The following is a 13,406-nucleotide window of genomic DNA, read 5'->3' as shown; positions in this document are numbered from 1 at the left end:
TCAGCAAGATCGCGTCAAGTGACACGATCATAGTCATTGCCGGCCAAGTATTCTCGTTTAAGAAAAACGTCAGCGGCGAAAGGAACGGCGCGAATCCAGACAGATCCACGGAGCCAGCGAGTGCGGTGATGCGATCGGCCGGCAGCGGCGGGGGTCGTCACGTCGAGTCCTTGCATGGTGTTCGGCGGGCTGAGACGCACTCACGGCAGCCCCAGCCCGCCGAACGGTGAGGTAGCCGACGGCGCTCGGCTTCAATGGGGCGATAGCTTGCTCGACTGTGGTGGCGCCGTGCGGGCCTTCCACGCCCACACAATCCCAAACAGCTGCGGGTTCATCCGGGAGCGTCTTGCGGCTTAGCCTGAAGACATACTCGAAAAGAGCGACCCCGATTAAGGCAACTGCACAGACACCCGCTGAGACGTCGAAATCGGTTAGCTGACTATTGATCAACATCAGGATCGCGTAACCGCCTGCGAAGACTCCGAGTAAAGCGGCGGCTCTGCCTAGCCGGGTCATGACACTCGCTCCTCAACTTCGACAGGTGACGCCTTAAATGCCGAATCGCAATGGTCGATGCGGAACTCGCCGTCTAGCGGGTTTCCCGACGCCCCGGACGCGCCTGGGTCATCAGCTCCGGGATAGCCATAGTCGATGACCCGGGATACGGCGTCGGACTGTGCCAACCGACTCACCTGGCCCCCAGCCGCGAGAGCTGGGCCGCCGGCGGCGATGGCGGAGTTGATGGCTTCGGTGACCACCTGCGGGATTTCGTGCAAAAGCGTATGCCCTGCGGTGGGCCGGTGGATGTGCGTCGCCCCTGGGATGCCGTCAGCCAGCTCGCGGGTGTGCCACATCGGCGTGAGCTTGTCCGCTCCGCCACTGATGATGGTTGTCTTTGCCGTGATAGAGCTCAGAGTCTGAGAGCAGTCGTACTCTTTTAGACCGCGCAGGAAGCCGACTGTGGTCGTCGATGGGGTGGCGTTGACGGCGCGCGCGGACATAGCGACCAACGATTTCGGGGCGGTTTCACCGTATCCGCCATGTCTGGTCACTGCCGCGCACAGCGGCCGGGCGAGGAATTGAACTATCTCATCGGTGCCCGCGCGAGGCATGCGGTGTACGAGGTGGTAGAGCATGCTTGTCGCGGGGGTGCTCAGGAGCCGGCCGAGGCCGTGCGAGCCGAGATTTCCCGCCGCGGTCGCGATGAGAACAAGGCTTTCCGGCTCAACGGGACGCTTGCTGGCCGGCCGACGAAGATAGGCCAAGGCCGTCATGCCGCCCATCGAGTGCCCTGCCAGGGTGAGCGGGCCCCTAACGCCAAGCGCGACCAGCAACTCGGCGAGGTCGTCGGCGAGTCGGTCGATCCGGTACGTGTGCATTGACGCATTGCCGGAGTCGCCGTGACCACGGTGGTCGTAACTGATGATCCGGATGTTGTTGCCCCACCGACGGATCAGTTGCGTCATCTGGATATTCCAGGACTCTTTGTTCAAGCAGAAGCCGTGGAGAAGTACGACTGTATGGCCAGCGGTGCGAGATCCCCAGTCACGAACGGACAGCGAGACCCCATCGCTGGTGGTAACAATGCGGTTGCAGGCCAGCGATCGGCGTGTGCCGGGCATTCGCCTAGGGCTGCATCGCGTTGGCGGCGTCTGTGGCGTCATCACTTTGTCACCAGACATGGCAGTATTTCGGGGGCGAGGATTCCAGCCAACCTGTCTTTGAGGGGTTGCGCTCGCTGTCGTTAGCCGCTTGCTGTCCTCGTGCTACAAAGTCGCGCGTTTTGTCGAGGTTGTCTGCAGCGCGGTGTGTCTCGAGTGCGTTCTGCCACACCTTGCAGACGATGTGGAGAAGTAGCAGCACGCATAGTCCGGAAACAATCAGGTAGCTGAGCATCGTGGTTGTCCCTCAGCTAGCCCGACTTGCGTGCATCGAGATGTACAGTCCTGCTTGCTGGTTCGGCGAGCAAGCTGGCGTGACTGGTCATGGGGACACCATGTAGCCAGCTGCACCGAACGCCACTGGCACCTTCGCCAGCATTCCAAGCGCCGCATTCAGCATTGTTCGCTCTTTCCCGTGTGTGCTCACCGGCACGGTGTGTGGCCTAGCTGGGCCGTCGCTGTGGGTGAGAACGTGAGTAGTTGTCGACTACTACGGTCGTCGTGCGGGCAGCGCAAAACCATCGCCCGAGGATTGATGTTTACGGCCGGATGGGTCTAGTACTAGGCCGACGCGAGGAACCCCTTGAGATGGAACCCGGACGGCTGACGGTTCAGCGTCATGGTCTGAGCCGGCAGGCCCAATCACCGCCGAGACATTCGACGACCGAGCTGAACGCGGCCATGACACCGTCGGCATAATCGCGAAGCTTGATCGGGTCAACAGGTAAGACACACTCCCGGCTCCATCGTGATCTTCCCAGGGTCAACCGCGAAAGGAAGCGCGGCCGCGGCCGCTTACGGGAGCAGTCGCCGATCTGAATTACGACGCGGTCGCTCGGGTTAGAACGTGATTAGTTGTCTGACTACTAGTCTCGCAACTTAATTCAGGCACCACATCGTCTGTCCATCGGGATGGCCAACAATCTCTACCAAAGTGGGTTAGCGGTTATCTGTAGCCATGCTTTGAATTCCCTTTGCTCACTGCGTTTTTGCACCCGTTTGGCAACCAATCGTTGGATCATGGTTGCAAGTTCGCCATTGCCCGCGCGTCGTATCTGCGCGCCGGTATCGATAGTGCGATTTGCTGATTCGGCGATCGAGCTGGGCCAGCTTGCGGTCATCGCGACACCATCGCGTACCCAGCAACCCAGAATGTCACTGGCAGCATTGCCAGCACTCCGTAGGCTGCGTTCAGCATTGTTCGCTCTTTCCCTTGTGTGCTCACTGTCGGGTGTATGGCTGCGCCTCGACCGTTGCTGTGAGCACGTGATTAGTTGTCGATTACTACGGTCGTCGTGCGGGCAGCGCAAAACCATCACCCGAGGGTTGATGTTTAGGGCCGGATGGATGCAGTACTAGGCGGCCCCGTAGGTGACGGTCGGTCAATCAGCGCCGCGCATGAGCTGCGCCAATTGGGCGCGGGAAGTAATGCCCAGCTTGGCAAATGCGTTGTGGACGTGGGTCTTCACCGTGTGAGGGGAGAGGTGCAGCTGGGTGGCGACGTCGCGGTTGGTCGCGCCTTGTGCGATGAGGTTGACGACCGTGAGCTCGGAGTCGGTGAGGCTGTCCCAGCCCATTTTTGCCCGGGGGTGCGTGACGATGCGCCGTTCCACGCCTAACCGGCGCAGCGCGCGGCCCACACGGCGCGCATCGGCGATCGCTTCGCATCCCACGAAAGTGTCGAATGCCTTATTGAAGCTCTCGATCGCCTCCGCATCGCGTCCGGCGCGCGCTAGTTCACCAGCGGCATCCTCGGAGGCGCCGGCGTAAAGGAGCGGACGCCACGCACCCAACGCGTTGGCCGCTTCCAACAGCGCATCGGCGTCACGTTCCAGGATTCCGCGGGCCTGCTGTGCGACCGCCGCGAACAACGCCACCCCGGGGCGCTCGCGTTCCAGCACCTCGATGCTCTGCAGCACACGCGCGCGCAGCCCGGCGTCGCCGGCCGCTGACGCCACCCGCGACATCAAGATGAGCTGGTCGAACACGTTAGGCCACAGCGGTGTGATGACACGCGTATTCTGGCCCCCGAGCCAGCGCACCGCATCGTGAACGTCGCCGCGGTGCCACGCGGCGAGCGCGACCACGTAAGCCGCGCCGCAGGACAACAAGGGTGAGGTGCTGGGATACAGCACCAGCGCCTCAGACACCAGGTCTTGCAATAACTTTCGGTCACCTGTTCGCGCGGCGACCTCAGCCAGGACGAGCATGCGCTCAATGTTGACCTCGGTGCTGTTCGCCCATTCGCGCCGGGGCAGTGCCTCGATGGTGTTACGCGCCGCGGCCAAACGGCCCGCCGCCGCATGAACCATCCCACCCAGGTGGGTCCAGCCGGGAAGCGCCATCGCGTTGTGCTCGCGATGCGCTTTCTCGGTACCCTCGGCAACCTGCGCGGAGGCTTCCTCCAAGCTGCCCGTGCAAACAATCAGGCCTGCGCGGCGCTTGGCTGCATATATGCCGCCGAAGGTAGCCTCGCCGCTGCGCGTCAGCACTTCTACCTCGTCCATGCGCCGAAGCGCGCGCACCGCGTAACCGTCCTGATAGTCGATCAGGGCAAGCGCGGTGTCGCTGACGATCCGGGCTTCCAAATCGCCGGTCGCCGTGGCCGCGGCCGCGGCCACGCCCGCTGCCGAGGTGTCCGCATGCAGACCGTTGACCACTTCGAAGTAGGCCAACCATGCTTGATGGCGCGCCCTCGTGACGTCGTTGATGCCGACCAACTGCAGCGCGCGACGGATCTCGGCAATGCGTTGCGCCGGGTCCTCGATGCCGGCGGCCATCCCCAGCCGAATCTCGGCTTCGTCGTCTTGTGACAGCTGCGTGGTGAGCGCACTGTCGGCAAGCCTCTGGGCCTCGTCGTAGCGTGTGGCCCGATTCAGCCACGCCACCGTTTCGGAGACGAGTGACCCGTAGTCAAGCTCGTGGGTGGGCAATAGCTCCAACGCGCGCTCGCTCAGGTCCGCGGCCGCACCCGCATCGCCGCGGCCAACCGATTGCGCGGCTTGGCGCAGCGCATCGATCGCCTCTTTGTCCCCGGGCTCGGCGCTGCGGGCGAGCTGGGTTGCGACCTCCTCGGGCGCCGCCCCCATGTCCAGCATGATGGTCGCTGACTGGCGTTCCATCGCTCGGCGCAGCGACTCGGGTAAAGATTGCCGCGTCGCTTCCCGCAGGAGATCGTGTCGAAACCTCAGCTGATCGCCGTCTTCGGCGAGCAGATCGGCGCGCACCGCCTCTTCTACGGCCGCGACCAACGCCGCGGGTTGGCGATCCACCATGGCGGCCACCATGGCTGCCGAAAACCGGTCCGGTAGCACCGCCGCGACCTGTACCAGTTGTCTGGCTTCATCCGAGAGCCCGTCCAATCGTTGTTGCATGCCCGCGCCCAGCCGCCGCGGCAAGTTGGCCCCGTTCACCGCCACGCAGCCACCTCTGTTTGTCAGCCGCTCCTCGTCGTGCAGCCCTCCCAGCAGTTCCGTCAATAGGAACGGGTTGCCGTGCGCCTTGGCGGCCAGATTCAGCAGCGACACATCGGCTTTCGCCCGCACGGCGTCTTGGACCATGTCGGCGACCGCGTCCGGCGTGATGGCCGCCACTCGCACCAATGTGGCATTCGCGCGGTGCAGCATTGACAAGGTCTCCTGCACCGCCGGCCCGCCGGCCCCGGTGCGGGCGGTCAACACCCACAGCACCGCCACATCCGGGCGCACTGTGGCGAGCGACCGCAGCGCCAACAGCGTGCTGTTATCGGCCCAATGGATGTCCTCCAACACAATCGCCAGCGGGGTTTGCGCGGCCGCCGCATGGATCGCGTCGGCCAGATCGTGCACCACCCAGTAGCGCAGATCGGCCGAGCCGCCCAGCGCGCGCAACGCCTCGGCGTCCCCGACCGGGGGATCGGCGCGCAACGTGGCCATGAACAGCGAGAAAAACGGCACCGTCTGCTGATACTCGAACGCCTCACCGAACAGGGTGCGCACTCCGCACTTGTCGGCGAGCGCCAAAACCTCGGTGAGCAACCGGCTCTTCCCGATGCCGGGCGGGCCCTCGATGACCAATACGCCCCCGCGCCCCTGGGCCACCGCGGTAACCAGCGAACCGATCAATTTCAGCTCGTCTGCCCGCCCCCGAATCGGCGGCGTCACCAGGCGCTGGCCGCCGACGTCAAATAGGCCGGTTGAAGGCCCCATCGGGTTCCTGTCTACCGTTTATTTACCGGACTGCCATTGCAATGCACGTCATTGTAGGCCCGCGCACGTGACCTACCCGATTTGCTGTCGATCACTCAGCGCCGCGCATGAGCTGCGCCAATTGGGCGCGGGAGGCAATGCCCAGTTTGGCAAATGCGTTGTGGACGTGGGTCTTCACCGTGTGGGGGGAAAGCTGCAGTTGCTGCGCGACGGAGCGGTTGGTCGCGCCTTGCGCGATGAGGTTGATGACCGTGAGTTCGGAGTCGGTGAGGCTGTCCCAGCCCGTTTTTGCCCGCGGGTGCGTGACGATGCGCCGTTCCACACCTAACCGGCGCAGCGCGCGGCCGACCCGGCGGGCATCGGCAATCGCTTCGCACTCGATGTAGGTGTCGAATGCGGCATTGAGCTGATCGACCGCCTGGTCAGCGCGGTCGGTGCGCGCTAGTTCAGCGCCGGCGTCCTCGGCGGCGGCGGCGTAAAGAAGCGGCCGCGACGATGATTCAAGCAACTCCGCGGCAGCCACCAGCGCCTGGGCGTCACGTCCGAGTATCCCGCGGGCGTGTTGGGCGACCGCGGAGAACAGCGGGACCGGTGGCCGCTCACGCTCCAGCGCCTCGGTGGCCTGCAGGACCCGTGCGCGCAAGCCGGCATCACCGGCGGCCGAGGCCACCCGCGCACCCATGATCACCAGATCTAAGACCTCAGGCGTGAGTGGCGTCGCGAGTAGAGTGATGTCGCCGCCGAGCCAGTGCATGGCGTCATGGACGTCGTCGCGCTGCCACGCCGCCCGCGCCAACACGTGCGCCGCTGCCCGACGTACCATAGATGTGCTGGCGGGGTAGGCGTTACGAGCGTCAATTTCCATCTGCTGCAGCAAGTTTCGGTCATCGGTGTGCACCGCCACTTCGGCCAGAAGCGCCATGCGGATCATGTCCAGATCGGTCGCGCCTGGTCGCTCTGGGGGCCGCAGGGATTCAACCGCGGCGCGAGCTGCGGACAACCGGCCCGCGGCGAGATGGACCCATGCGTCAATATTGGCCCAGATATCAAGGGCCATCGCGTTGCGTTCCCGGCGGGCGTGCTCTGTTCCGTTGGCGATCTGGGCTGCAGCGTCGTCCAACCGGCCGACCACCGCCAGCTGGTTTGCGTTGTGCATTGCGGCATAAGCATGAGCTAACGCCGCATCGTCCGTGTAGGCGAGCGCGCAAGCCTTCTCGAGGCGGCGTAGGGCGCGGCCCGCATACCCGTCGCCACAGTCGAGACAAGCGAGCGTGACATCGGCCATGATCGTGGCCTCGAGGTCACCGGTCGATGCGGCGGCCGCGGCGGCCTCGTCAGCCGCCGCGCGCCGTTGCCCACCTTGGTCGAACTGCAGGTTGTAGGCCAGCCAGGCCAGATGCCGTGCCCGGGTGACGTCGCTGATGTCGCTCAACTCGAGCGCCCGCCGATTCTCCTCCACGCGCCGCTGGGTGGTGTGCTTTGTGTGCGTCGGGAGCCGGAGGCGAATCTCGGCCTCCTCTTCCGGCGAGGCCGCCTCCGAGAGCGCCGCAACGGCCAACTCTTCGGCCTCGCCATAGCGGCTGGCCCGGTTGAGCCACCCCACCGTTTCGGCGACCAGTGACCCGCGCTCAGCATCATCGGCGGGCAACAATTCCAACGCGCGCTTGCTCAAGTCCGCGGCCGCGCTCGCATCGCTGCGGCCAACCGATTGCGTGGCTTGGCGCAGCGCATCGATCGCCTCCCGGTCTCCCGGCTCGGCGCTGCGCGCCAACTGGGTGGCCACCTCGGTCGGGGCCGCACCCATAGTGAGCATGATCGACGCCGCCTGGCGCTCCATGGCCCGCCGCAGCGACTGCGGCAAGGACTGTCGGGTGGCCTCGCGCAGCAAGTCGTGCCGAAACCTCAACTGCTCACCGTCGTCGACCAGCAGATCCGCGCGCACCGCCTCCTCCAGCGCCGACAACAACGAGACCGGCTGGCGGTCCAGCATTGCGGCCAACAGCCCGGCCGAGAATCGGTCGGGCAGCACCGCGGCTACCCGCACCACCTCCGAAGCACTATCGGAGAGCACGTCCAGTCGCTGCTGCATACCGAGGCCCAGACGGCGCGGCAGCGCATCTCCCGTGGCCACCGCATGCGCGCCGTTGACAGCGAGCCGGTCCTCCTCGCGCAATCCTCGCAGCAGCTCTGTTAGCAGGAACGGGTTGCCGTGCGCCTTGGCGGCCAGATTCAATAGCGACACATCGGCTTTCGCCCGCACGGCGTCTTGGACTATGGCGGCGACTGCGTCGGGCGTCATCGCCGCCAATCGCACGAATGTGGCATCCGCGCGTTGCAGCACCGACAACGTCTCCTGCATGGCCGGCCCGCCGGCCCCGGTGCGGGCGGTCAACACCCACAGCACCGCCACATCCGGCCGCACGGTGGCCAGCGATCCCAGCGCCGACAGCGTGCTGTTATCGGCCCAGTGGATGTCCTCCAACATGATCGCCAGCGGGGTCTGCGCGGCCGCCGCATGAATCGCGTCGGCCAGATCGTGCACCACCCAATAGCGCAGATCGGCCGAGCCGCCTAGTTGGCGCAACGCCTCGGCGTCTCCCACCGGGGGATCGGCGTTCAGCGTGGCCATGAACAGCGAGAAGAACGGCACCGTCTGCTGATACTCGAACGCCTCACCGAACAGGGTGCGCACCCCGCACTTGTCGGCCAGCGCTAACACCTCGGTCAACAACCGGCTCTTCCCGATGCCGGGCGGGCCCTCGATGACCAGCACACCCCCGCGCCCCTGGGCCACCGCGGCTATCAGTGCGCCGATCATTTTCAGCTCGTCTGCCCGCCCACGAATCGGCGGAGTGACCAGGCGCTGGCCGCCGACGTCAAATAGACCGGTTGAGGGCGCCACCGGATGTCCTGTCTACCGTTTATTTACCGGACTGCCATTGCACTACACGTCATTGTAGGCCCGCGCACGTGACCTACCCGATTTGCTGTCGGTCATTCAGCGCCGCGCATGAGTTGCGTGAGTTGAGCCCGAGACCTGATGCCGAGCTTGGCGAAAGCGTTGTGGACGTGGGTCTTCACCGTGTGGGGGGAAAGCTGCAGCTGGGTGGCCACGGAGCGGTTGGTCGCGCCCTGTGCGATGAGGTTGATGACCGTGAGCTCGGAGTCGGTGAGGCTGTCCCAGCCCTTTTTGGCCCGCGGATGCGTGACGATGCGCCGCTCCACACCTAACCGGCGCAGCGCGCGGCCGATCCGCCGCGCATCGGCAATCGCTTCGCACTCGATGTAGGTGTCGAATGCCGCATTCAGCTGGTCGAGCGCCTCGGCATTGCTTCCGGCGCGGGCTAGTTCACCGCCGGCGTCCTCGGCAGCCCCTGCGTAAAGAAGCGGCCGCGACGACGATTCAAGCGCACCCCCCACCGCCACCAACGCATCGGCATCACGCTCGAGTATCCCCCGAGTGTGCTGAGCGACCGCGGTGAACAACGGGACCGCCGGCCGCTCGCGTTCGAGCACGTCAACGGCGTCCAGGAGACGCGCTCGCAGGCCCGCATCACCGGCGGCTGACGCCACCCGCGCGGTCAAGGTCAGCAGATCCAAGATGGCCGGCAAGGGCGGTGTCACGAGTAGCGAGATATCGCCGCCGAGCCAGCGCACCGCTTCATGAACGTCGTCGCGCTCCCACGCCGCCAGCCCTAGCACGCGCCCCGCGCCGCGACGTACGGCAGGTGAACCATTGGAGTACGCTTCGCGCGCCTGACTCACCGTCTCTGCCAACAATGTTCGGTCGTCGGTGCGCGCCGCCACCTCCCCCAGGGTGAACATGCGCATCGCGTTTACATAGGTCGACCCCGTTCGATCCGGTGTTGGCAGCCACTCGACGGAGGCGCGGGCAGCCGACAACCGGCCCGCAGCCAGCTGCACGACCCCCGCCGTCAGGGACCAGATGTGAAGCGCCATGCCGTCGCGTTCCTTCTGGGATTTTTCTGTGCGGTCCGCGACCAACGCCGCGGCATCTTCCAACCGTCCGACCACGGCAAGCAGGTTTGCCAGGTGGATTGCAGCGAGGTGATGAGCGGTCATATCGCCCGCGGGGGTCAGGGCTTGAAGTTCCTCAACGCGGTGTAGAGCGCGGTCCGCGTATCCGTTCACGCACTCGAGGCACGCAAGTGCTATTCCGGACAGAATGCTCGACTCGAGATCGCCGGTGGACGCGGCGGCGGCCGCCGCCTCGTTGGCTGCCGCGCTGTCCTGTCCGCGTTGGCCGTACATCGCCAGGTTGTACGCCAGCCATGCCTGATGTCGTGCCTGGGTGACGTCGCTGAGATGGGGCAACTGAAGTGCGCGGCGGTTCTCTTCGATGTGTCGCGTTGTCGTATCTGTGGTTACCGTCGGGAGACGGAGGCGAATCTCGGCCTCTTCCTCGGGCGTCAGCGCGGCAGACAGGGTGGTGCTGGCCAACCGTTGCGCCTCCTCATAGCGTGTGGCCCGATTGAGCAGCACGATCGTTTCTGCCACGAGTGGCCCGCGCCCTGGGTCCTGGGGCGGCTGGAGCTCCAAAGCGCGCTTGCTCAAATCCGACGCGGCGCCCGGATCGCTATAGGCGAGAGACTGCGCGGCTTGCCGGAGTGCGGCGATCGCGGCCTGATCGCCCACCTCCGCGCTGCGGGCGAGCTGGGTTGCGACCTCCTCGGGCGCCGCCCCCATCTCCAGCATGACGGTTGCCGATTGCCGCTCCATCGCTCGGCGCAGCGACTGGGGCAAAGATTGCCGCGTCGCTTCGCGCAGCAGATCGTGACGAAACCTCATCTGATCACCGTCTTCGATGAGTAGGTCGGCACGGACAGCCTCTTCTACCGCCGATACCAGGGCGGTGGGTCGGCGTTCCAGCATCGCAGCGAGCAGCCGGACCGAGAATTGGTCAGGCAGCACTGCGGCTACCTGCACGACTTGGCTCGCAACGTTGGAGAGCTGGTCGAGTCGTTGCTGCATCGTGTCACTCAGCCGTCGCGGCAACGTGTCGCCGGTGGCAACCGCGCGGCCGCCACCGATATCGAGCCGGCCGTCCTCGTCCAGTCCTCGCAGCAGCTCGGTTAGCAGGAAGGGGTTGCCGTGCGCCTTAACGGCCAGGCTTAGGAGTGACGCATCCGCGTTGGCTCGCACGGCGTCTTGCACAATGTCGGCGACCGCGTCCGGCGTTATGGCCGCCAACCGCAGAAACCTGGCATCCTCGCGTTCCAGCGCGGTCAGCGTCTCGCGAACGGCCGGTCCGCCAGCACCGGTTCGCGCGGTAAGCACCCACAGCACCGGGGCATCGGGCCGCGTCGCGGCCAGCGACCGCAGCGCCAACAGGGTGGCGTTATCGGCCCAGTGGATGTCTTCGAGGAGGATCACCAAGGGTTTTCGGGACGCGGCCCCGTTTATGGCGGCCTGCAGATCGCGCACCACCCAGTAGCTGAGATCGGCCGACGTGCCCAAGCGGCGCAACGCTTCCGCGTCACCGACAGGGGGATCCGCGCGCAGGGTTGCCATGAACAGTGAGAAAAACGGCACCGTCTGCTGGTACTCGAACGCCTCGCCGAATAGTGCCCGAACACCGGCCTTCTCGGCGAGCGCCAAGACCTCGGTCAACAAGCGGCTCTTCCCGATGCCCGGCGGCCCCTCGATGACCAATACGCCCCCGCGCCCCTGAGCGACCGCCGCGATCAGCGCGCCGATCACATTCAGCTCGCCCGCCCGCCCACGAATCGGCGGAATTTGCACCTTCCCTGACGCCCTCGCGGTGCTCACGCGAACCATCGCCCACCGACGTGAAGTAGGCGGGCGGAAGACCCCCAAGTTGTGTCGTCCAGAGTTCTCGCCACCCCTGCCGCTGGCCGTCAGTGTAGGCGGGTTCCTTCGCCCACGTCTGCGATCTTTACGCATCCATCGTCCCTATGCAGTGAATCGCCTCCGCCGCGGTTTTTGGGGCGCTCTTCCTTAATTGCCATGAGCGCAATAGCAAATCGAGTTCTCGCTCGTGCGCTCGTGACACTGGCACTACGCGCCAAATCACCCGGGTGAATCAGTTCACCGGGTGATGACCACTCATCCCACATCGCTTAATGCTGGCTTAACAGACGGCGAGCGGACGGTACGCGGAGCCGGCCATGTACCGGATCTGCGGTCGGGGCTCCGTAAGCGAGCAACGGGTCGCGATGACGGAGACGACCTGGCTGCATTGACCACCGTGGAACGTCATCGCCACAAATTGGAGAAAACCAGATGAAGCGTCGCCAATTTCAACGATCGCCTGCTGAATACAGCGCCGGCGGCGCGCGAACACCATGGCTGCCGCATCGAATGCGGGCCGCCGCCGCCTTTGCCCGGCGTTGGGCGCATCGGAAAGGAGATGGCGCGATGGACACCGTCCCGGCGATCGAGGATCAACTTCTCGCGCTGCAGCCCATCTGCAGCGTCCAGCGGGCGTCGACCGGCATTACATGTGGCGCGCCGGCGGTGGCCGTCGCCGAGATACACGCCATCGACGGATGCGACCAGATGGGGCTAAGCCCAGACGGCGACCTCGTAGAGACGGTCTGTCAAGGCTGCTTGGCTAGGTTGCAACGGACCATGGCGACCTACATGGGCGACAAACGTGAGATGGCGTCCCAGTGCGACACCCGCCCGGCGTGCACAACCTGCGGGCGTCCCACTGTATACCTGCACAGCGTCTTCGCTGTGCGCCTGATCCGGGCCGGGCTGGCATCATGACCCGCCTACGCATTGCCTCCCTGTTTGTGGCTGTGGTGGCCGGTGATTACGCGGTCCTCACGTTGATCGAAGGTCAGCTAATCGATTTCGGCGTCACCGCCGCCATTTGTGCGGGATCCTCGGTGGCGGCCGGGCTGATCGCCTACGCGGGCAGACGCCGCCGCAAGGCGGTGGCGCGGGGACGAGCGGCCGTCTGGGAGCGCCGTGACCAACAGGCCGCCGACCAACAGTGCCCGTTATGCGGAGGCGCAGGCCAAAAACCAAGTGACTCACCCAGATTCGTTGACCGGCAGGACGCGCGCCTATGCGCGGCATGCGCGCCGGCCCTAAACCCCGAGCCGGTGCTATGAGCCCACGGCCGGTTTCGGCGCCAGTTCTGATAGGTGAGCAACCCGATCGGTTGCGCCGATCTACGGTGAGCCCCGCCTTGGCGTTACGTGAATTCGGTTGGGGGCGTGGAGCACCCGATGGCCCCGGCGTGGAAGTGTTGACATGAGCGCACCCGCCACCGCCACCGCGTCGGGTTTACCGCGCCCCAGTCTAAGAACACTCGAGGCACGAAAAGCCCGACGGTACCCGTTCCGCGCGAACGCCGTCGTTGACGTCATCCAGGACGGTCCGAGCATGGCTGGGCGGATCGCCTGGCTGGGCGCCCGGCTGATGATCCGGCCCACGTTGAGCGTGGGCAGCTATCTGCCCGCGGCGCCGTGGCCATGGGGCGTAGTCGAGTTCGCCGCTCGCGCCATCGCGCCGGCACCGGGCACGGTACGCGCCGACATCGCGCTGGCGCAGTGCACCGCGCAGC

The 13,406-nt window shown here is 65.5% G+C and carries 5 protein-coding genes and 1 pseudogene; 2 read left to right on the top strand and 4 right to left on the bottom strand.

All coding sequences use genetic code 11. The annotated features are described in order from the left end of the window. Positions 1–512: 512 nt before the first annotated feature. The 4 genes from WB785_RS15030 to WB785_RS15015 all read right to left on the bottom strand — a co-directional run bounded on the left by WB785_RS15030 (position 513) and on the right by WB785_RS15015 (position 11,647). Positions 513–1,622, bottom strand: a complete 1,110-nt coding sequence (locus WB785_RS15030; protein ID WP_424080122.1) for an alpha/beta fold hydrolase — start codon at positions 1,620–1,622, stop codon at positions 513–515. 1,421 nt (positions 1,623–3,043) lie between these two features. Continuing rightward, positions 3,044–5,848, bottom strand: coding sequence for a helix-turn-helix transcriptional regulator (locus tag WB785_RS15025; RefSeq protein ID WP_424080121.1), 2,805 nt, complete (start codon positions 5,846–5,848; stop codon positions 3,044–3,046). Between the two features lie 91 nt (positions 5,849–5,939). Then, positions 5,940–8,666 (bottom strand): ATP-binding protein, encoded by a 2,727-nt coding sequence (locus WB785_RS15020; RefSeq protein ID WP_424080123.1) that lies wholly within the window; start codon positions 8,664–8,666, stop codon positions 5,940–5,942. Positions 8,667–8,842: 176 nt separating this feature from the next. Continuing rightward, complete coding sequence (locus WB785_RS15015; protein ID WP_424080120.1) at positions 8,843–11,647, bottom strand: helix-turn-helix transcriptional regulator; 2,805 nt, start codon at positions 11,645–11,647, stop codon at positions 8,843–8,845. A 600-nt stretch (positions 11,648–12,247) separates the two neighbouring features. Here WB785_RS15015 and WB785_RS15010 point away from each other — a divergent pair. Together WB785_RS15010 and WB785_RS15005 are read left to right on the top strand one after the other, a co-directional pair. Continuing rightward, positions 12,248–12,601, top strand: a complete 354-nt coding sequence (locus WB785_RS15010; RefSeq protein WP_424080119.1) for a hypothetical protein — start codon at positions 12,248–12,250, stop codon at positions 12,599–12,601. A 492-nt stretch (positions 12,602–13,093) separates the two neighbouring features. Then, positions 13,094–13,406: pseudogene (locus tag WB785_RS15005) on the top strand (esterase); the annotation flags it as partial.

The organism is Mycobacterium sp., assembly GCF_049585075.1.
Taxonomy (GTDB): Bacteria; Actinomycetota; Actinomycetes; order Mycobacteriales; family Mycobacteriaceae; genus Mycobacterium.
Note: the sequence above shows the minus strand (reverse complement) of the source record. Positions and strands in the feature narration are given on the sequence as shown.